At 51.1% G+C, this 20,543-nt stretch carries 17 protein-coding genes; 14 read left to right on the top strand and 3 right to left on the bottom strand.

Annotation, left to right across the window (positions count from 1 at the left end; genetic code table 11):
• Positions 1 to 1,132 precede the first annotated feature (1,132 nt).
• Positions 1,133 to 1,390 (top strand): YjhX family toxin, encoded by a 258-nt coding sequence (locus OGV71_RS08920; protein ID WP_003021255.1) that lies wholly within the window; start codon positions 1,133 to 1,135, stop codon positions 1,388 to 1,390.
• A gap of 10 nt (positions 1,391 to 1,400) precedes the next feature.
• Positions 1,401 to 2,147: an SAM-dependent methyltransferase gene (locus OGV71_RS08915; protein ID WP_204584027.1), complete on the top strand. Its 747-nt coding sequence runs from the start codon at positions 1,401 to 1,403 to the stop codon at positions 2,145 to 2,147.
• A gap of 56 nt (positions 2,148 to 2,203) precedes the next feature.
• On the opposite strand, the gene OGV71_RS08910 is transcribed toward OGV71_RS08915, so the two are convergent.
• Complete coding sequence (locus OGV71_RS08910) at positions 2,204 to 2,767, bottom strand: DJ-1/PfpI family protein (RefSeq protein ID WP_003838695.1); 564 nt, start codon at positions 2,765 to 2,767, stop codon at positions 2,204 to 2,206.
• A gap of 403 nt (positions 2,768 to 3,170) precedes the next feature.
• Between OGV71_RS08910 and OGV71_RS08905 the strand changes: the two genes are divergently transcribed.
• Together OGV71_RS08905 and OGV71_RS08900 are read left to right on the top strand one after the other, a co-directional pair.
• Positions 3,171 to 4,283 (top strand): agmatine deiminase family protein, encoded by a 1,113-nt coding sequence (locus OGV71_RS08905; protein ID WP_286533086.1) that lies wholly within the window; start codon positions 3,171 to 3,173, stop codon positions 4,281 to 4,283.
• 504 nt (positions 4,284 to 4,787) lie between these two features.
• Positions 4,788 to 7,010, top strand: coding sequence for an EAL domain-containing protein (locus tag OGV71_RS08900; RefSeq protein ID WP_286533084.1), 2,223 nt, complete (start codon positions 4,788 to 4,790; stop codon positions 7,008 to 7,010).
• Between the two features lie 172 nt (positions 7,011 to 7,182).
• Here OGV71_RS08900 and OGV71_RS08895 read toward each other — a convergent pair whose 3' ends face one another.
• Together OGV71_RS08895 and OGV71_RS08890 are read right to left on the bottom strand one after the other, a co-directional pair.
• Positions 7,183 to 8,571: an APC family permease gene (locus tag OGV71_RS08895; RefSeq protein ID WP_003838705.1), complete on the bottom strand. Its 1,389-nt coding sequence runs from the start codon at positions 8,569 to 8,571 to the stop codon at positions 7,183 to 7,185.
• A gap of 343 nt (positions 8,572 to 8,914) precedes the next feature.
• Positions 8,915 to 10,333, bottom strand: coding sequence for a glutamine synthetase family protein (locus OGV71_RS08890; protein WP_008321000.1), 1,419 nt, complete (start codon positions 10,331 to 10,333; stop codon positions 8,915 to 8,917).
• 212 nt (positions 10,334 to 10,545) lie between these two features.
• On the opposite strand from OGV71_RS08890, the gene puuD reads away from it, so the two are divergent.
• From puuD to OGV71_RS08840, 10 genes are all read left to right on the top strand, one after another.
• A complete protein-coding gene (puuD, locus tag OGV71_RS08885) occupies positions 10,546 to 11,310 on the top strand; it encodes a gamma-glutamyl-gamma-aminobutyrate hydrolase (protein WP_003838709.1) in 765 nt (254 codons plus the stop codon).
• A gap of 25 nt (positions 11,311 to 11,335) precedes the next feature.
• Positions 11,336 to 11,893 (top strand): HTH-type transcriptional regulator PuuR, encoded by a 558-nt coding sequence (gene puuR / locus OGV71_RS08880; protein WP_003830877.1) that lies wholly within the window; start codon positions 11,336 to 11,338, stop codon positions 11,891 to 11,893.
• 138 nt (positions 11,894 to 12,031) lie between these two features.
• Entirely contained in the window at positions 12,032 to 13,519 is a 1,488-nt protein-coding gene (gene puuC, locus OGV71_RS08875; RefSeq protein ID WP_204584031.1) for an aldehyde dehydrogenase PuuC, read from the top strand.
• Positions 13,520 to 13,521: 2 nt separating this feature from the next.
• Complete coding sequence (locus OGV71_RS08870; protein ID WP_046669776.1) at positions 13,522 to 14,802, top strand: NAD(P)/FAD-dependent oxidoreductase; 1,281 nt, start codon at positions 13,522 to 13,524, stop codon at positions 14,800 to 14,802.
• 210 nt (positions 14,803 to 15,012) lie between these two features.
• Positions 15,013 to 16,140 (top strand): hydrogenase 1 small subunit, encoded by a 1,128-nt coding sequence (hyaA, locus tag OGV71_RS08865; protein WP_071524462.1) that lies wholly within the window; start codon positions 15,013 to 15,015, stop codon positions 16,138 to 16,140.
• The gene (hyaB, locus tag OGV71_RS08860; protein WP_008321012.1) at positions 16,137 to 17,930 is read left to right on the top strand and encodes a Ni/Fe-hydrogenase large subunit; all 1,794 of its coding nucleotides are present in this window, start codon (positions 16,137 to 16,139) and stop codon (positions 17,928 to 17,930) included. The genes hyaA and hyaB overlap by 4 nt, the downstream gene beginning before the upstream one ends.
• An 18-nt stretch (positions 17,931 to 17,948) precedes the next feature.
• Positions 17,949 to 18,683 (top strand): Ni/Fe-hydrogenase b-type cytochrome subunit, encoded by a 735-nt coding sequence (gene hyaC, locus OGV71_RS08855; protein ID WP_204584033.1) that lies wholly within the window; start codon positions 17,949 to 17,951, stop codon positions 18,681 to 18,683.
• Positions 18,680 to 19,261 (top strand): hydrogenase 1 maturation protease, encoded by a 582-nt coding sequence (gene hyaD, locus OGV71_RS08850; protein ID WP_204584035.1) that lies wholly within the window; start codon positions 18,680 to 18,682, stop codon positions 19,259 to 19,261. The genes hyaC and hyaD overlap by 4 nt, the downstream gene beginning before the upstream one ends.
• A 5-nt stretch (positions 19,262 to 19,266) precedes the next feature.
• Positions 19,267 to 19,671, top strand: coding sequence for a hydrogenase-1 operon protein HyaE (gene hyaE / locus OGV71_RS08845; protein ID WP_008321015.1), 405 nt, complete (start codon positions 19,267 to 19,269; stop codon positions 19,669 to 19,671).
• Entirely contained in the window at positions 19,668 to 20,525 is an 858-nt protein-coding gene (locus OGV71_RS08840; RefSeq protein ID WP_204584037.1) for a hydrogenase expression/formation protein, read from the top strand. Before hyaE ends, OGV71_RS08840 begins: the two co-directional genes overlap by 4 nt.
• Positions 20,526 to 20,543 lie beyond the last annotated feature (18 nt).

Raw genomic sequence — 20,543 nt, 5'->3', positions numbered from 1 at the left:
AGCTCCGTTCTGATTGATAAAATCATATTCCCTGTCTGTTTTTACTGCATTTTCCATGGTGTTAAGCTAACAGAAGTCATAAACGGTATTCGTATATCTAAGAGATAATAAAAATCATTTAGATTTTTGCACCCGATACCGACACAAGAAATACCATCGCTATATTTTTTAATGAACGAATGCTGTAACAGCAAAATGCAACCGTTTGCACCTCTCTACAAATAGCCACTTAACGCACTAAAATCCGTGAACAAAATCACAATTATTTCAAAAGCGAGAATTAACATAACGCTGAAAAACAGGCAGTTATAAGAAAAATTATATAATACCGCTATAAATAAATATAAAATTACACTATTCACTATAAAATAGATTCATAGCGATACTATTTCAATAGTAACGTATGATTCAGAGAAAAAAATCTGTCGTCATCACTAATGTAAAGCAACAAGAACAATAATATTAAATTATCTATTTATGATGGCTATCAAAATAATATACAGAAAAAAAACCTCTCCCCTGAGAAGAGATACAGGGCAGAGGTAATACGGGTGTTAAGGACATTTTTATAGTTTTGATGATAACAGAAGAGCTTCTTGCAGGATTGAGTATACACACTTCATGACGTTAAGAAAATTCCTAAATAGAATTAAAAACAAACACAATTAAAAATTCTTTTTATAATAAAGACCTGTTTATCAAATAAAACAAAATTAAGATAAGAAAAGATTAAATATCACTAATCTATAGTGTGACGCAAGTGAGACCAACTACACATCATTACGACCAATACCGCTACTGACGATGTCTGAAAATTCAATAAATTTAATACATTCATACACCGCTCAGCTAGCTGAGAGTTAAAAAATTATAAAATAAGCTAAACGCAATTTTTAGTCATAGATCACATTTTCCCGACAGGACGATTCCCCTACTTGTCCAGGCTGGTATGATTCAGCAGGTAAATATCTATCAACTCAACCCGAGGCTTTGATGCTGGAGAATGTAATCATCAGATAATCAGCTTACCGACCTTTTCAGGCCGGACTGGTTATCAATGCGCCGAAATCGAATGCGGACACCACTGTGTGTTTGCACGTTTTGCACATGATGATTAAACAGGTTTTCCAGTATGAATTTATCCCGTCAGGAACAACGTACCTTACACGTACTCGCCAAAGGTGGCCGTATTGCTCACGTCCGTGATGCATCAGGTCGTGTCACTTCCGTCGAATGCTATAGCCGCGAAGGGTTACTGCTCTGCGACTGCACGCTCGATGTATTCAAAAAGCTCAGAACGAAAAAACTGATCAAATCCGTCAATGGTCAGCCCTACCGCATCAATACCACTGGGCTGAACAACGTTCGCGCCCAACTGGATAATCGCTAAGGAGAGAGAGATGGATATCCCGAAGATTTTTACAATCAGCGAAAGCGCACATCGCATTCATAATCCATTCACCGCGCAGAAATATGCAACGTTAGGTCAGGTTTTACGGATGGCCCCAGGAACCCGCATCCTGGATCTCGGCAGCGGCTCTGGCGAGATGTTGTGCACCTGGGCACGCGATCATGGAATTTCCGGCGTTGGTATCGATATGAGCCAGTTATTCAGCGAGCAAGCCACCCTGCGGGCAAGTGAATTGGGCGTCGCTGAGCACGTGCGTTTTATTCATGCCGATGCAACAGGTTATATCGCCGAAGAAAAATTCGATATTGCCGCCTGCATTGGTGCAACCTGGATTGCCGGCGGCGTTGCCGGAACGGTCAAACAGCTGGAACAAAGTCTCAAATCAGGCGGGATCCTGCTCATCGGCGAACCATACTGGTGCCAGATACCCGCAACGGAGGAGATCGCTAAGTCTTGCGGCGCGACTTCAGTGACTGATTTTCTCTCTCTGCCAGAACGCGTTTCGTCTTTCGACCAGCTCGGTTATGACGTGGTTGAAATGGTACTGGCGGACCAGGAGGGTTGGGACAGATACGAGGCGGCAAAATGGTTGACGATGCACCGGTGGCTTGAGGCAAATCCGGACGATGAGTTTGCCGTCGAAGTCAGAGAGCAACTGAGAAGTTCACCAGCACGCCACGTTACCTTCACCCGGGAATATATCGGGTGGGGCGTGTTCGCACTCATGCAGAGGTAATATCTCCTGTCGGTATAGCCAGGCTGGTTATACCGACTTTTTCATCTCATCGTCGCTTACTTCATTAATACTTCAACAAATTTAGCTAACCATTGCGGATGCGCGGGCCATGCTGGTGCCGTCACCAGATTGCCATCAACGTGGGCCTGATCAATGCCAATATCGGCATAATGTCCACCGCTCAGACGGACCTCAGGCGCACAGGCCGGATAAGCGCTACAGGTCCGGTTTTCTAACACTCCCGCCGCCGCTAATAGTTGGGGCCCATGACAAACCGCAGCGATAGGCTTATCGGCAGTGTTGAAATCTTGCACCAGCTTAATGACATCTGGATTCAGTCGAAGATATTCCGGAGCACGCCCGCCGGGGATCAACAGAGCATCGTAATCGGCGGCCCGCGCCTCGGCAAAATTCGCATTCAACGTAAAACGATGTCCCGGCTTTTCACTGTATGTCTGCGCCCCATCAAAATCGTGAATGGCGGTTTGAACGTAGTCACCCTGACTTTTATCCGGACAGACGGCATCCACACGATGCCCAAGCATTTGCAAAGCCTGAAAAGGCACCATTGTTTCATAATCTTCGACATAATCTCCGACCAGCATCAGTATCTTCTTCATTCACACCCCCCACTCACGGTTATTAATGATGAGAAATAACGGCCATCTTTACTATAGTCCACGCGGTTCATGGCATTAATAAATACAACAGAACAATCGGCCAGATCACAATCCGCGGCAAGGCCCGTCAGACGGGGCTTCAGAGCCAACGGTGTGACACATGTTCATGCTGATAAATATAAATTATATATAAATATATAGTTGAGAAATTTTAATAGTAGTCAATTTCACTCATAATATAAAACGAAGAGATTGCAACGAATATCTCCTGTGATATATTCCGCATGAAACTTATCCGCAATCAATTCATTTGTTATTCAATATTTAAAATACGCAGAACATTAATTATCTATTATTATTTTATTCATCCAATATCAGATAAATATACGCAAAGGTTAATCCTATGATGACAAGACGTTCGTTCGTCTGGCAAGGTTTGGTGACTTCAACGAGTATGCTACTCGCCGGTATGACAGGCATCAGTTTTAGCCAATTTGCCCGCGCAACAGAGGACCGCCGCTGGCAAATGCCGGATGAAGGCGCACCGCATGCGGCAACCTGGATGGCGTTTGGTGCCAGTGCGGAGATCTGGGAGCCTCATCTGCTACCGGTGGTGCAGGAAAACCTGGCGCTAGTTGCTAAAACCATCGCCGCATTTGAATCCGTAAATATGTTGGTACGCGAAGAAGACAGCGAACTCGCCGCGCGTCTGTGCGGACCGTCGGTCAATCTTCTGGTTCACCCGATAGACGATCTGTGGATCCGCGACACCGGGCCGGTGTTTGTGAAAAGCGCCAGCGGTGCGCTCGGCGGTGTGGGATTTAATTTTAACGGCTGGGGCAATAAGCAAGAGCACGAACGTGATGCCGATGTGGCTGAATTCGTTACTGATTATGTTCATACCGAGTTCATCCGCTCGGCGCTGACTCTGGAAGGTGGCGGTATTGAGGTAGACGGCGAAGGCACGGCGATTATTACCGAGAGCAGCGTGCTTAACTCCAACCGTAATCCCGGCGTCAGCAAAGCCGAATGCGAAGAAGAACTTAAGCGACTGCTAGGTCTGGAGAAAATCATATGGTTGCCGGGTATTGCCGGCAAGGATATTACCGACGGCCATACAGATTTTTATGCCAGGTTCACGCATCCGGGTACGGTGGTGACAGGTCTTGAGCAGGATCCGTCGTCCTTTGATTACGCGATCACCCGACGTCATCTGGACATATTACGAGCCGCCACGGATGCCAAAGGCCGACGGTTGAAGGTAGTCACGCTGGAAGGACCTTCTACCATCCGCCAGACTTATGCGAGTGATGATTTTGCCGCAGGGTATATCAATTTTTATCTGTGTAATGATGCCGTCATTGCACCACAATTTGGCGATAAGCGCACCGATCGTAATACCCATGCTATTTTGCAGGAGCTGTTTATCGATCGTGAAATTATACAACTGAATATTGATGGCATTGCGGCTGGCGGCGGCGGCATTCACTGCGCGACACAGCAGCAACCTCGTTAATGATTAACAATTGAGTGTATTGTGGGAAGGTGGGGAAACTCACTTTCCTGCCAATATCATAATAATTCCTTTAGAAGGATGCCTGCATAGGTTAATTTTTAATAAACAAAGTGCTCAATTAACATTTATGAAATAAACACCATTAAAAAATAACATTTTAATAGCTTTTATCGATCTTTCGTGGTATTTATGATCTGCCAAACCTATCGATAAAATCTATCAAAAGATTTATATTGATCGTTTTTATCGATCGTCTATTCTGTCTTAAATAATGGCTACTGACGGAATTTTTATTATCAGCACAGCCATAAAGATTGTTCTTCCCTGCGTTGTGAAACACACGGAAATTATCGAGGGTTACCTTTAAAAAATTTACATAACATATTTTAGAATGGTTTTCAATTAGCGAAAACATCCAAAAATACACATTTCAAACCTCCAGTCTAACCTGTTTTAAGTAGATGACTTAAATCGAGAACGGTGATAACTCACTGAGAATTGCGAATGATGATATTGCTAAGAAAAACTGAAAATATAAATTTTATTAATACATTTAGAGACTATTTTTGTGTAGGCATCGCGTTTTTTGCATTACAGCTGATCGCTGGTCATCTCAGTAAGCAAGAGGATGTTGCGGGTATAACACTGCATTTTTACGATCTCACTTTACCTCTTATTTCTGCACTGCTGGTTTTATACCGGCAAAAGGCGCTGCCAATTTTGGGTGCCTTTTTCTTGTATGCCCTTTACTCTTACTCTTTATCTTCGGTATTCACGCTAACGGCTCAGCTACTGGCTGCTCTCATTAGTCAGACACTCTACTTTTTCTCGACAGGTAAACGAGGCGCGGTTAGCTTTGGTCGTAGCCAGCTTACAACCCTGCGTATTGTCTGGCTCGTGTGTTGCAACGCCTTACTATTCATCTCGATTGATCACTGGCTCCAGTCAAACACTGCCTCAGCACCGATCACAAACCTTTTTACACTACAAACACTAATTAACTTACAGTGGTTGATGAACTCTTGCCTGACTGGCATCCCTTTTTGTTATCTGTTGCTTAGAAGCGTTCAAAACCCTGCATGGTGCATTTTATACATCAGACAAGTGAAGACGCTGATAAAATCCGGCCCTCCTATTCTGTATCAAGTATTATGGCTGGTGCTGTTACTGTGCATTATGTCCGCTTTGATCGTCATCAGAGAAGATATTCTTATATTTACAGACTATTCATTACTGTGGTTACTTCCAGTAATGCTGTGGGGAGTGATCTGCATTGGCCATGCTTTTATATCCCCTGTATGGGTAACAATGCTCATCCTGTTGGGATATTATATAAACAGTTATATTTCGCCGGATAACTATAATAATTATTTACATAGTCTCGTGATTTCCTCCACGATAGTGTTTGTCTTTTCTCTTACGATTGTTGTTACCGGTGTACTTGTGGTCCGTAACCGAAAATATCTCCGCCGCCTCAAACAACTTTTTAGATCAGAGCCTAATACCGGACTGCCTAACTTTCAGGCCCTGCAAATGGACATCCGTAAACACGCAACAGAGTGCTTGTGTTACATCCGTTGTACAGAGTTGAATACGCTGGAGCAAACTCATGGAATAGAATTCCGTTTTGAATTTGTAAAAGCGCTAAGTGCATATGTACGTAAATTGATTAAGGATACAGGTAACATTTATTACGCACCAGGTCATGGAATAATTCTTCGCCTTAATACTGTCCCTGACATTCCTGCTCTTTACAAAGACCTAAACTCTTTTCGTTTTATCTGGAAGGATTACCAATTGGGACTATCTTGTGGTGTGGCATATACCACCGAGAAAAACCTGATTAAAAATTTATCACAAGCAATTAAACATCTTAATACCCAAAGCTACATCTCGTTAATGCAGGGACAACCGTTGTTACTCAGCCCGCAGGTGCCAGGTGATAAAATTGTCAGTCAGGCTGTCATTCGTCATATGTTGCAAAAAGAAATTGACAGAAAATCGTTTGAGCTTATGGCTCAACCCATCGTATCAACGATGCTGGTTGTTCAGCCTATCGTTTCAACTACGGGACTGACACGTTATCACGAGATACTTATTCGGATAAAAATGGTTGATGGTAAGTTAATCTTTCCAGACACCATCCTACCGGTTGCTCGCGAGGCAGGATTACTTCCTGCACTGGATATCACTGTTATTGAGCAAACATTTCGTTTTATACAGTCACGGCAGAAATCTGACCCGAACAGTCATTTCTCCATTAATCTGACACCTGACTCGCTTAATAAAATTGATTTTCTTGATAATGTTTTCACATTATTTAGAAAATATTCCATCGCACCTAAACGTATAATTTTTGAAGTCATTGAATCAGATATCATTGACAACGCTAATGTCACTGATGTTCTGAGAGCATTACGTAAAGCCGGTTCTAAAATTGCTATTGATGATTTTGGCACAGGGGCGTCAAGCTATTCACGACTCAGAACATTAGACGCAGATATTCTGAAAATTGATGGCTCCTTCATCCGTAATATACTGACCGATGAATTTAGTCGATGCGCCGTCAGATCCTTCTGCGAAGTAGCAAAACTCAAAAACATGGAAGTAGTAGCTGAGTTTGTTGAAAATGAGGAAATTGAAAAGATGCTAATTACGATGGGTATTGGTTGGTTACAGGGATACCATATAGGGAAACCCGTTCCTATTGAGTTGGCTGAATTATAATAATAATTATATTCCTACATTGTTCCACTTACCGGCTCCCGTGCCGGTTTTTTTATTCCCTAAAGCAAGTGGTACATCATTTAAATCAGGTATGCCGCGACCGTTTGCCGCGACATACCGTATTTCATTTTTAACCCAACTCAACCAAACACGTCGATCGATTCCGTTTCCATCACTCCCAGGCGCGCTCAGATTTCGCGGCGTCAAACTGCGGCGGCGGTTTACGAAAGCGTCCGGTCAGGTACGCGAGATACACCAGCCCGACGCCGGCCCATACCAGTCCCAGCGTCAGCGATGTCACTTCCAGATTCACCCACAGTACGGCTACCGTGGCGGCACCGACCATTGGCAATACCAGATAGTGCAACTTTTCCTGCCAGGTATGCTTACGTCCTTCGCGACGCCAGAAGTGGTTAAACACGGACAGATTAACGAAGGTAAAGGCCACCAGCGCGCCAAAGTTAATCAGCGCCGTAGCGGTCACCAGATCAAAAAACAGGGCCGACAGCGCCACAATCCCGACCATGATGACGTTCAACGCGGGAGTACGCCATTTGGGATGGACATAACCAAAGTACTTCTCCGGGAAGACGTTATCGCGGCCCATCACATACAGCAGGCGAGAAACGCTGGCATGCGACGCCAGACCTGACGCCAGCGTATTCACAAAGGTGGTGCACAGAAAAATAGACTGGAACAACTTGCCGCCGACGTACAGCGCAATCTCCGGCAGCGCCGCATCCGGGTCTTTGAATCGGCTAATGTCCGGGAAGAACAGTTGCATAAAGAACGAGGCGGCAATGAAGATCAGTCCACCGTACAGCGCGGTAAGAAAAATGGCTTTTGGAATGGTGCGCGCAGCATCTGGCGTCTCTTCAGAGAGAGTCGTTACCGCATCAAAGCCGAGAAACGAGAAGCAGACAATGGTCGCCCCGGTGATAATCGGAATCAAATGCGCATTCTGACTAATAAACGGTTGCAACGACCAGACGGTCCCGACCCCTTCGCCTTTGTGCAGCCCCTGCACCACGAGGAAAATAAACACCACGATGATCGCCACCTGCACCAGGACAAACAGGGCATTGAAGTTCGCCACCAGGTTAACGCTTTTCAAATTGGCCGCGGTAAGGATCGCCACAAACAGCACCACCCAAATCCATGGCGCAACTCCCGGGAATAGCGCGGAAAGGTAAATTTTCGCCAATAGTACGTTAATCATCGGCAGGAAAAGGTAGTCAAGCAGTGACGACCAGCCGACCATAAACCCCACATGCGGATTAATCGCTTTTTGCGCATAGGTATAGGCCGAACCGGCCTGCGGAAACTGGCGCACCAGCTTTCCGTAACTGATGGCGGTAAACAGTACGCCCGCCAGGGCCAGCAGATAGGAGGCCGGAACATGGCCATTGCTGATACCCGAAACAATGCCAAAGGTGTCAAACACCGTCATCGGCGTGAGATAGGCCAGCCCCATCACCACTACCTGCCACAGCTTGAGAGATTTACGCAACTGTGCTTTGCCCGGCTGGGCTGCAAGATCCACAGAAGAATTAGTCGACATAGCTTTCCTCCCCGCGACGAGCCCAGATCTGCGTTCGAAATGTGGGAACAGCAGACCTGGGTCGTATCGGGGTAGAAAGCCATAAGAAAGGCGTCAATGTTGCACGGCACAGATGCGGTCCGTACTTACTGCGGGAGCCATGGATGCTCACGCGGGGCTGGTTTTTAAACATTGGCATCATCACATTTCCTCGTCACAAACTCTGTCGGTTATCTGAAGACCCGTTGTCGCCCGCGCTCCATTACGCGACATCCGGGAAATGGCAGGTATTCCTGCAATTTTGACGGGCTGGCTCCGCTCAGCCCGCATGATGCGACTTCTTTTTAAATGACCTGTACGACTGTCAGGCGTTTTTCAACATCCACTCAATTTCAGTGTCGGTGATAAGACGTTCAAACTGGATTAATTCATCGTTTTTACAGGCGTGATACACGTGGCTAAAACGCTCACCCAATAATTCACGCAGACTGTCGTTTTGCATAAACTCCCACAGCGCATCGCTCTGGCGGATAGGAAACGGTAGCCCTTCCTGCTCCAGTCCGTTGCCTTCCACCTCTTCCTGCAGCGGCAGATCGTTATCCAGACCGTGAAGGATCCCCGCCAGGATGGTCGACATCACCAGATACGGGTTGGCATCCGCCCCTGCCACGCGATATTCAACCCGATGGTTATCACGATCGCCGCAGGGAATACGCAGCGCCACCGTACGGTTGTTATGCCCCCAGGAAGCCTGAGTCGGCACATACATACCCGGCTGGAAGCGGCGATAGGAGTTCACATTCGGCGCCAGCAGCGCCATTGATGCGGGCATCAGATCAATCATCCCGGCAAGCGCACGCTTAAGTAACATGGAATCATCGCCATTCGCATCGGCCAGCACGTTCTCGCCTTTATTATTCATAATGCTGATGTGGATATGCATCCCGCTACCGGCATGCTCCTCATAAGGCTTTGCCATAAACGTGGCATGCATCTTATGTTTCTCCGCCACCAGCCGTACCAGACGTTTCAACGCCAGCGCGTCATCGCAGGCGTCGAGCACGTTATCGGTATGGTAGAGGTTGATTTCAAACTGCCCAGGGGAGGCTTCAGCCACTGCGCCGTCAGCCGGGATCAGCTGTAAACGGGCCAGTTCATCGATATCGTTTAACACATCAGCAAAATGGTTCAGGTTATCAACCGAGTAAACCTGACTTTGGGTATTGCGATCGTCCGTACCCGGCGCGCACGGCGGCTGCAGATAACCTTCGGGATCGCGCTTACGATCGAGTAAATAGAACTCCAGCTCTACCGCTACGACGGGGAACAGACCGCGCTGGCGAAGTTTCTGCCAGAGTCGGTTCAGTACGTTCCGCGGCTCAACGTCAAAGGGAGCGCCATCTTCATCCAGCATCGTCAGCATCATCTGTGCAATAAATTCAGGATCGGCGGCCGAAGGGGTTAACGTGCCTGCCACCGGTACACAAGTCCGATCCGGTTCGCCAAGCTCCTGGCCTAATCCCGCCTCTTCGACCACATTGCCAAGAATATCCATCGCGAAAACAGATGCCGGGAAATAGCAGCCTTTCTCTAACTTATGCAATCCAGCAACCGGAAGGCGCTTACCGCGAAAACAGCCATTAAGGTCGGTTAACAGCACATCCACATACTGCGTATTAGGATAGCGTTCCAGATACTGCTTAACTTCGCGCGCAAACGCGCTACTTCGTCTCTCTTCAGAATGCTGAACAAAATTCTCAACTTCTACGATATTGGTTTCCATGATTCACCGCCGTTGGCCTGGTAAGCTGCTCTGTGATTTGACTGTTAAATATAATGTCCACCATTCGACTCTGGATGCAAACAAATTGTTTGTCAAATGTTAAATTAAGTTTGCTAGAAGGTTATTCCGCTGCTAGATTGAGAAAATAATGAACGGAATTGCACAACAAGGAACCGTTTGGCAATAATTTATTCCAAAACGTGAGGTCGATCATGGGCAATATATTTGACAAGCCAGTTATTGGTGTAGTGATGTGTAGGAACAGGCTTAAGGGTCATGAGACCCAGACTCTGCAAGAAAAGTACCTGAATGCGGTATTAAATGCCGGTGGATTACCGATAGCGCTGCCCCATGCGCTCGCGGAACCCGAATTGCTGAACGCGCTGTTACCGAAACTGGATGGTATCTTCCTGCCAGGAAGCCCAAGCAATGTGCAGCCGCACCTCTATGGTGAAAATGGCGATGAGTCTGACGCCGATCCCGGGCGTGATCTTCTGAGCATGGCGCTAATTACCGCCGGGCTCGAAAGGCGCATTCCCATTTTCGCCATCTGCCGGGGCTTACAGGAATTAGTTGTCGCCACTGGCGGGACTCTGTATCGTCGCCTGTGCGATCACTCACAGTTCCTGGAACATCGTGAAGATGCGGAACTCCCGGTGGAGCAGCAATATGCGCCATCTCATGAAGTCCAGGTTCAACAGGGAGGATTGCTATCTCAGTTAATACCAGGTTGCAGCACGTTTTGGGTTAACTCCTTGCATGGTCAGGGCGCAAAAACCCTTGGCCCGCAGCTGCGCGTGGAAGCACGCTCGCAGGATGGATTAGTGGAAGCGGCCAGCGTCCATGACCATCCTTTCGCGCTCGGCGTGCAGTGGCACCCGGAATGGAACAGTAGCGAATACGCCCTGTCGCGTTTGTTACTTGAAGGTTTTATCACCGCTTGTCAGAACCACCTCGCTGAAAAACAGCGACTCTGACCACTACAGTTAAGGAAATGCAATTATGAGCGATGACGGCCTGGCGCCGGGTAAACGTTTGTCAGAGATCCGCCAGCAATTGGGTCTTTCGCAGCGTCGTGCCGCCGAACTGTCTGGGTTAACGCATAGCGCCATCAGCACCATAGAGCAGGATAAAGTCAGTCCTGCCATCAGTACGCTGCAAAAGCTATTGAAAGTATATGGGCTGTCGCTCTCCGAGTTCTTCGCGGAACCGGAAAAGCCTGACGAACCGCAGGTGGTTATCAATCAGGATGATTTGATTGAGATCGGGAGTCAGGGAGTATCCATGAAGCTGGTACACAACGGAAATCCGAATCGCACGCTGGCAATGATGTTTGAAACCTATCAGCCAGGCACGACAACCGGGGAGAGAATTAAACATCAGGGTGAAGAGATTGGCACAATACTGGAAGGTGAAGTGATACTGACCATCAACGGTCAAACGTATCCTCTTGTTGCAGGGCAAAGCTATGCCATTAACACCGGCATACCACACAGCTTCAGCAACACTTCGGCGGGGATCTGCCGCATCATCAGTGCCCACACTCCCACCACGTTCTAATAAGTAGCGGCCTGAGTTTCTCAGGCCTTCTTAAATAACGCGCATTAACAGGGTACATCCCTGGGGTATCGTGCAGCCTGATTTTGCCTGAAAAAGATCAGCAACGAACTTTATCTTATTGATATAAAAGGAGTAGCTATGAACTTTCAGAATCTTAAATATTGGCGTGAGAAAGCCAGCCATTATTCACCGGAAACCCGTTTATTTATTAACGGCGAATATTGTGCCGCCGCCGATAACGAAACCTTTATTACCCAGGATCCGGCAGGACAACGCCCGCTCGCCAAAGTCGCCCGCGGCAAAAAAGCGGATGTTGACCGCGCGGTCAACGCAGCCCGCACCGTGTTTGAACGCGGGGACTGGTCGCAGGCATCACCCGCAGAGCGCAAAGCAGTACTGCACAAACTCGCCGATTTAATGGAGCAGCATCACGAGGAGCTGGCGCTACTGGAAACGCTCGACACCGGTAAACCGATTCGCCATAGCCTGCGTGATGATATTCCCGGCGCGGCACGCGCCATCCGTTGGTACGCCGAGGCGATAGATAAAGTCTATGGTGAAGTTGCCACTACCTCGGTGAACGATTTAGCGCTGATTGTCCGCGAACCGGTGGGCGTGATTGCGGCCATCGTGCCGTGGAATTTTCCCCTGCTGCTGGCCTGCTGGAAGCTCGGCCCGGCTCTGGCTGCGGGTAACAGCGTGATCCTCAAGCCTTCCGAAAAATCACCGCTGACCGCGATTCGCCTGGCCGCACTGGCTAAAAAAGCAGGTTTGCCCGATGGCGTGCTCAGCGTTGTGAGCGGGTACGGTCACGAGGCGGGCCAGGCACTGTCGCTGCATCCGGATGTTGATGTGATCACCTTTACCGGCTCGACCCGCACCGGCAAGCAACTGCTCAAAGATGCTGGCGACAGCAACATGAAACGCGTCTGGCTGGAGGCCGGCGGTAAAAGTGCCAACATCGTATTTGCCGACTGCCCGGATCTACCGAAAGCCGCCGCTAATGCAGCGGCAGGTATTTTCTATAACCAGGGCCAGGTTTGTATCGCCGGTACACGTCTGCTGCTGGAAGAAAGTATTGCCGACGAGTTTATCGCGCTTTTAAAAGAGCAGGCGAAAAACTGGCAGCCGGGCAACCCGCTGGATCCGGAAACCACGATGGGCACGCTTATCGACAACACGCATGCCGACACCGTTCACAGTTTTATTCGCGACGGTGAAGCGCAAGGCACGCTGGCGCTGGATGGCCGCAGCCACGTACACCCGGCGGCCATCGGCCCGACTATTTTTGTCGACACCGCGCCGCAAGCCCACGTCAGCCGCGATGAAATCTTCGGGCCGGTACTGGTCATCACCCGTTTTAGCAGTGAAGCCGAAGCTCTGGCGCTGGCCAACGACAGCGACTACGGTCTGGGCGCCGCGGTCTGGACCCGTGATTTGTCGCGCGCACACCGCATGAGTCGCCGCCTGAAGGCCGGTTCGGTCTTCGTGAATAACTACAACGACGGTGATATGACCGTGCCATTCGGCGGCTATAAGCAAAGCGGTAACGGACGCGATAAATCCCTGCATGCGCTGGAAAAATTTAGCGAATTAAAAACCATCTGGATCTCCCTGGAGTCTTAATCATGACTGAACATACCAGCAGTTATTACGCCGCAAGTGCCAATCAATACGAACCGTTCCCGACCCTTAGCGAATCGGTAAGCTGTGATGTTTGCGTCGTGGGCGGTGGTTATACCGGACTCTCCTCCGCCCTGCATTTATCAGAGATGGGTTACGACGTGGTGCTACTGGAATCCGCACGAATTGGCTTCGGAGCCAGCGGGCGCAACGGTGGTCAGTTGGTGAACTCCTACAGTCGCGATATCGACGTCATTGAACGCACCTACGGCCCGGACGCCGCTAAAATGCTTGGCAGTATGATGTTTGAAGGCGGCAATATCATTCGCGAACGTATCAAACGTTATCAGATCGACTGCGACTATCGTCCTGGCGGGCTGTTTGTGGCCCTGAACCACAAACAGATGGAAACGCTGGAGGAGCAGAAATCGAACTGGGAACGCTACGGCAATACGCAGCTTGAACTGTTGGATAGCAGCGAAATTCGCCGCGAAGTCAGCAGCGATCGTTATGTCGGCGCGCTACTCGACCACAGCGGTGGTCATATTCATCCGCTAAACCTGGCGATTGGCGAGGCTAACGCCATTCGTCTGAACGGCGGGCGCGTGTTCGAACAGTCGCCAGTCACCCGTATTCAGCACACCAGCCCGGCAGTGGTCAGCACCGAAAAAGGTCAGGTTACGGCACGTTTTGTGATTGTCGCGGGCAACGCCTACCTCGGCGACAAACTGGAACCTGCGCTGGCAAAAAGCAGCATGCCGTGCGGCACGCAGGTGTTAACCACCGAACCGCTGTCGGCGGAGATGGCGCGCTCGCTGATCCCGAAAAACTACTGCGTTGAAGATTGTAACTACCTGCTGGATTACTACCGTCTGACCGGCGATAACCGCCTGCTGTACGGCGGCGGTGTAGTCTACGGCGCTCGCGATCCGGACGATATTGAGCGTCTGGTGATGCCGAAACTGCTGAAGACCTTCCCGCAATTGCAGGGGGTAAAAATTGATTACCGCTGGACCGGTAATTTCCTGTTAACGCTGTCGCGCATGCCGCAGTTCGGCCGTCTTGATACCAACATTTACTATATGCAGGGCTACAGCGGCCACGGCGTGACTTGTACCCACCTGGCAGGACGGCTGATTTCGGAACTGCTGCGCGGGGATGCCGAGCGTTTTGACGCTTTCGCCAAACTGCCGCATTACCCGTTCCCGGGAGGCCGCAGCCTGCGCATTCCGTTTACCGCCATGGGCGCGGCCTATTACAGCTTACGCGATCGCCTTGGGGTTTAAGTTCTTCCGCGATAAACCCGACGCACAGGGCGGTCCCCCCTGTGCGTTTTTTTATTGCCGAATAAGCGAAAAACAGATAACAGGCACGAAAATATCGCAATAGGACATAACCACACACTTTGCATTGTTTCTCCCCGCTAATCGGATAGGCTTTTTTAGATTATCGCTGGCGGCGTGCGCCAGAACTCAACGGGGGAAGAAACGCGTGTTATGAATACGAATAACGAGGAGACCTTTTATCAGGCGATGCGCCGCAAGGGCGTGAGCAGGCGCAGTTTTCTTAAATATTGTAGCCTCGCGGCAACATCGCTAGGGTTGGGAGCCGGAATGACGCCCAGAATCGCCTGGGCGCTGGAAAACAAACCCCGGATCCCGGTCGTCTGGATCCATGGTCTGGAATGCACCTGCTGTACCGAATCATTTATCCGCTCCTCTCACCCACTCGCCAAAGACGTCATCCTCTCTCTGATTTCCCTTGATTACGACGACACACTGATGGCCGCCGCCGGAACACAGGCCGAAGAGGTCTTTGAAGACATTCTAAGCCGCTACCACGGCCGATACATTCTGGCCGTCGAAGGTAATCCTCCGCTGGGAGAGCAAGGGATGTTCTGCATTAGTGGCGGGCGACCGTTTATTGAAAAGCTTAAAAGAGCCGCCGCCGGTGCCAGCGCGATTATCGCCTGGGGCACCTGCGCCTCCTGGGGCTGCGTGCAGGCTGCCCGGCCTAACCCAACTCAGGCAACACCGATCGATAAAGTGATTACCGATAAGCCGATCGTGAAAGTGCCCGGTTGCCCGCCGATTCCAGACGTCATGAGCGCCATCATTACCTACATGGTGACCTTTGGAAGGCTGCCGGAACTCGATCGTCTGGGGCGTCCGCTGATGTTTTATGGTCAGCGTATTCATGACAAATGCTACCGCCGCGCCCACTTTGACGCCGGGGAGTTCGTTGAAAGTTGGGACGATGACGCTGCCCGCAAAGGCTATTGCCTGTACAAAATGGGCTGCAAGGGGCCAACCACCTATAACGCCTGTTCCACCACCCGCTGGAATGGTGGCGTTTCCTTCCCCATCCAGTCCGGCCACGGTTGTCTGGGATGTTCGGAGAACGGCTTCTGGGATCGCGGTTCGTTCTACAGCCGCGTGGTCGATATTCCACAGATGGGAACGCATTCTACCGCTGACACCGTGGGCCTCACCGCGCTTGGCGTAGTGGCGGCTGGTGTCGGCGTCCACGCAGTCGCCAGCGCCGTCAATCAACATAACCGCCACAAACAGCAGTTAACTAAAGCCGAACAACCGCAGCCGGACAAAGAGGATAACCAGGCATGAGCAACTCGTATCAAACCCAGGGATATACGTTAAACAATGCGGGTCGCCGCCTGGTTGTGGACCCCATAACCCGCATTGAAGGCCATATGCGTTGTGAAGTGAACATTGATGAGCAGAATATCATCACCAACGCGGTTTCCTGCGGCACCATGTTCCGCGGACTGGAGATCATTCTGCAGGGGCGCGACCCTCGCGATGCCTGGGCCTTTGTCGAACGTATTTGCGGAGTATGCACCGGCGTACATGCCCTGGCATCGGTGTATGCCATTGAAGATGCCATTGGCATCAAGGTGCCCGACAACGCCAACATCATTCGCAATATTATGCTGGCGACGCTGTGGTGCCACGACCATCTGGTGCACTTTTACCAGTTAGCCGGAATGGATTGGATTGACGTGCTGAATGCCCTGAAAGCAGATCCGCGCGCCACATCACAGCTGGCGCAAAGCCTTTCTGCCTGGCCGAAGTCCTCCCCTGGTTACTTTTTTGACGTCCAAAATCGCCTGAAGAAATTTGTCGACGGCGGTCAACTGGGGATTTTCCGCAACGGTTATTGGGGTCACCCGCAGTACAAACTGTCGCCTGAGGCTAACCTGATGGGCTTTGCCCATTATCTGGAAGCTCTCGATTTTCAGCGCGAGATCATCAAAATCCATACGGTGTTTGGCGGTAAGAACCCGCATCCTAACTGGATTGTCGGCGGTATGCCGTGCGCGATTAATATCGATCAGCGCGGCGCGGTTGGGGCAGTCGATATGGAACGCCTGAACCTGGTGCAGTCGATCATCACCCGCACCGCTGATTTCATCAACAACGTCATGGTGCCTGACGCGCTGGCTATCGGTCAGTTCAATAAGTCCTGGAGCCAGATTGGCACCGGGCTTTCTGATAAGTGCGTCTTGAGCTACGGCGCGTTCCCGGATATCGCCAATGACTTCAGCGCGAAGAGCCTGTTGATGCCAGGCGGCGCGGTGATTAACGGTGATTTTAAAAACGTGCTGCCAGTGGATCTGGCCGATCAGCAACAAATTCAGGAGTTTGTCGATCATGCCTGGTACCGTTATCCGGACGATCAATTAGGTCGTCACCCGTTCGAAGGGATTACTGAACCCTGGTATAACCCGGGCGATGTCAAAGGCAGCGATATTGATATCAAACAGCTCAACGAACAGGAACGCTATTCGTGGATTAAAGCCCCGCGCTGGCGCGGACACGCCATGGAAGTTGGACCACTGGCGCGCACGCTGATTGCCTATCACAAAGGGGATGCCGCCACGATTGAATCCGTCGATCGCATGATGTCTGCCCTCAAGCTGCCGCTTTCGGGTATGCAGTCGACGCTGGGGCGTATTCTGTGCCGCGCGCACGAAGCCCAGTGGGCCGTGAGCAAACTGCAATATTTCTTCGACAAGCTAATGACCAACCTGAAAAACGGCAATCTGGCGACCGCAAACACCGAAAAATGGGAGCCTGAAAGCTGGCCGCAGCAGTGCCGCGGGATCGGTTTTACCGAAGCACCGCGCGGCGCGTTAGGTCACTGGGCATCGATTCGCGACGGGAAAATCGATCTCTATCAGTGTGTGGTGCCGACCACCTGGAATGCTAGCCCACGCGATCCGAAGGGACAAATTGGCGCTTACGAGGCGGCGCTGATGGGCACCCAAATGGCGATACCGGATCAACCGCTGGAGATCCTGCGCACCTTGCACAGCTTCGATCCCTGCCTGGCATGTTCAACCCACGTACTCGGCGACGACGGCAGCGAACTTATCGCCGTCCAGGTTCGCTAAGCGTTAAGGAACGGAACGATGACTGGAAAAACATCCCCACGCGTCGGGGAGGCGCGTGATACCGCTATCAGCCACTATGTGTTTGAAGCACCTGTGCGCTTGTGGCACTGGCTGACGGTGGGCTGCATGATGGTGTTGATGGTGACCGGATACTTCATTGGCCGACCGCTGCCGTCGGTCAGCGGTGAGGCCACTTATCTGTTCTATATGGGCGACATCCGGCTGATACATTTCTCCGCCGCCATGGTGTTCACGGTGATCCTGCTGATGCGCATTTACTGGGCCTTCGTCGGTAACCGCTATTCACGTGAACTTTTTATCGTGCCGGTCTGGCGGCGCAGCTGGTGGCGAGGCGCGTTTTCGGTCGTGCGCTGGTATCTGTTTCTGGAAAAAAAACCGGGAGATGATATCGGTCATAACCCCATCGCGCAGGCGGCAATGTGCGGTTATTTCCTGCTCTCCGTTTTTATGATCCTCACCGGTTTTGCCTTATACAGCGAACATAGCCAGTACGCCATTTTTACCCCTTTCCGCTATGTGACGGAGTTTTTCTACTGGACCGGTGGGAACTCTCTCGATATCCACAGCTGGCATCGGTTGGGGATGTGGTTCATCGCCGCCTTCATCGTAGGCCATGTGTATATGGCGATTCGTGAGGACATCATGTCTGACGATACCGTCATCTCCACCATGGTCAATGGCTACCGTAGCCACAAATTTCCCAAAGGTCAGCACGACAAGGAGGCGTCATGAGCGAACCACACGTCATCGTGATGGGTCTAGGCAACCTGCTGTGGGCAGACGAAGGCTTTGGCATTCGCGTCGCCGAACGCCTGTACGCCCATTATCACTGGCCGGAATACGTTGAGATCGTCGACGGCGGCACGCAGGGGCTGAATCTGCTGGGCTACGTTGAGCAGGCCAGTCATCTGCTGCTGCTGGACGCCATCGACTACGGTCTCGCGCCGGGCACCCTGCAAACCTACGCCGGTGAAAAAGTCCCCAGTTACCTCAGCGCCAAAAAAATGAGTCTGCATCAGAACAGTTTCTCCGAAGTGCTGGCGCTGGCGGACATTCGCGGCCATCTGCCCCCGCACATCGCCCTTGTAGGACTTCAACCGCTACAGCTGGACGACTATGGCGGCAGCCTGACCGACATCGCGCGTGCTCAGCTTCCGGCGGCGGAGCAGGCTGCACTTACGCAACTGGCTGCGTGGGGGATTGTGCCACAGACCAACGATGAAACGCGTTGCCTGAACTATGAATGCCTGTCGATGGAAAACTATGAAGGCGTGCATATTCGCCAGTATCGCGTAACGCTGGAGAGATAAGCAACATGTTGAATGACAACCCTTTTCCTGCTCTATGGCAACGTATGCTGGCACGAGGCTGGCAGCCGCTAACCGCGCCCGAACTGGATGACTGGATAACCCACGTTCGCGACGGTGTGGTGTTACTCAGTAGCGATCCCCGCCGTACACCGGAAGTCAGCGATAATCCGGTGATGATTGCCGAGTTGCTCCGCGAGTTTCCCCAGTTTGACTGGCACATCGCCATGGCGGATCTCGAGCATAGCGAGGCGATTGGCGATCGTTATGGCGTATTCCGCTTCCCGGCCACACTGGTGTTTATCCACGGCGAACTGAGCGGCATTCTCAGCGGCATCCACCCGTGGGCCGATCTGCTCAACCTGATGCGCCCCTTAGTTGAACCACGCACGCCGCCGGAGTCTGAACGATGAGCGACACTTTTTTTCATCTGCTGGGGCCGGGAACGCAGCCGGACGATGACAGCTTCAGCATGAATCCCTTACCCCTCACCTGCCAGGTCAACAGCGACCCCAGCATGGCATCACTGGAAAACTGTCCGCACAGCCCGGCGGTGATGGCATTGTTAGCCGATGTGCGCCAGCAGCTCAGGAGGCGCATTCCCGCCAAACAGGACGTGCAGGGATGGGATTTATCCTCGCTCAACGCAGACGATCTCACGTTTTTGAATACACTGCTCGGCGAAGGCGAAGTTTCAGTGCGCATCCAGCATGCTGACGGCAGAACATGCGAGATCCAGGAGTCGATTTTCTGCGGTATCTGGCGGGTGCGTTGTCAGAATGACAACGGGCAGTGGGAGGAGCATCTGGAAGCAGGCAGCGCGCCGCGGGCACTGTGGCTGGCGGCAACGTTCAATACACTGCCGGACGACAGCCTGTTGCCCCCGCCGGTGGACGGGCTAATGAATGGCCTGACACTGGCTCAGGAACTGCTGGCGCACGTGCGCGATCCGGCCTTGCAACCCCATAGCATTAACCTCACACAACTGCCAATTAGCGATGCGGATCGCCTGTTTCTTGCTCGGTTATGTGGCGAAGGACACATCCAGATCCGCACTATCGGCTACGGCGAGAGCCAAATCGACGCCACGGCGCTGCGCCATGTCTGGCATGTGCGCTGTCTGGATACCCTGAAAGGGCTTCTGCTCGAAAGTTATGAGATCTGTCCATTACCGGAACTGGTGCAGGCTGCGCCGGAAGATCTTCGCGACTCGCTCCAGCGCCTGGATGAAGTCTGCGGCTGGCTGGCATCCGGTCCACCGGCCTGACCCTCTCTCCCGGCCCGC

The sequence above is a fragment of the Citrobacter sp. Cf088 genome (genome assembly GCF_030334295.1).
Lineage (GTDB): Bacteria > Pseudomonadota > Gammaproteobacteria > Enterobacterales > Enterobacteriaceae > Citrobacter > Citrobacter freundii.
This window is presented reverse-complemented; position numbering and strand designations above follow the sequence as displayed.

Coding starts and splice junctions, on each gene's coding strand:
- OGV71_RS08920 (WP_003021255.1), top strand. CDS start 1,133: ATGAATTTATCCCGTCAGGAACAACGTACCTTACACGTACTCGCCAAA.
- OGV71_RS08915 (WP_204584027.1), top strand. CDS start 1,401: ATGGATATCCCGAAGATTTTTACAATCAGCGAAAGCGCACATCGCATT.
- OGV71_RS08910 (WP_003838695.1), bottom strand. CDS start 2,767: ATGAAGAAGATACTGATGCTGGTCGGAGATTATGTCGAAGATTATGAA.
- OGV71_RS08905 (WP_286533086.1), top strand. CDS start 3,171: ATGATGACAAGACGTTCGTTCGTCTGGCAAGGTTTGGTGACTTCAACG.
- OGV71_RS08900 (WP_286533084.1), top strand. CDS start 4,788: ATGATGATATTGCTAAGAAAAACTGAAAATATAAATTTTATTAATACA.
- OGV71_RS08895 (WP_003838705.1), bottom strand. CDS start 8,571: ATGTCGACTAATTCTTCTGTGGATCTTGCAGCCCAGCCGGGCAAAGCA.
- OGV71_RS08890 (WP_008321000.1), bottom strand. CDS start 10,333: ATGGAAACCAATATCGTAGAAGTTGAGAATTTTGTTCAGCATTCTGAA.
- puuD (WP_003838709.1), top strand. CDS start 10,546: ATGGGCAATATATTTGACAAGCCAGTTATTGGTGTAGTGATGTGTAGG.
- puuR (WP_003830877.1), top strand. CDS start 11,336: ATGAGCGATGACGGCCTGGCGCCGGGTAAACGTTTGTCAGAGATCCGC.
- puuC (WP_204584031.1), top strand. CDS start 12,032: ATGAACTTTCAGAATCTTAAATATTGGCGTGAGAAAGCCAGCCATTAT.
- OGV71_RS08870 (WP_046669776.1), top strand. CDS start 13,522: ATGACTGAACATACCAGCAGTTATTACGCCGCAAGTGCCAATCAATAC.
- hyaA (WP_071524462.1), top strand. CDS start 15,013: ATGAATACGAATAACGAGGAGACCTTTTATCAGGCGATGCGCCGCAAG.
- hyaB (WP_008321012.1), top strand. CDS start 16,137: ATGAGCAACTCGTATCAAACCCAGGGATATACGTTAAACAATGCGGGT.
- hyaC (WP_204584033.1), top strand. CDS start 17,949: ATGACTGGAAAAACATCCCCACGCGTCGGGGAGGCGCGTGATACCGCT.
- hyaD (WP_204584035.1), top strand. CDS start 18,680: ATGAGCGAACCACACGTCATCGTGATGGGTCTAGGCAACCTGCTGTGG.
- hyaE (WP_008321015.1), top strand. CDS start 19,267: ATGTTGAATGACAACCCTTTTCCTGCTCTATGGCAACGTATGCTGGCA.
- OGV71_RS08840 (WP_204584037.1), top strand. CDS start 19,668: ATGAGCGACACTTTTTTTCATCTGCTGGGGCCGGGAACGCAGCCGGAC.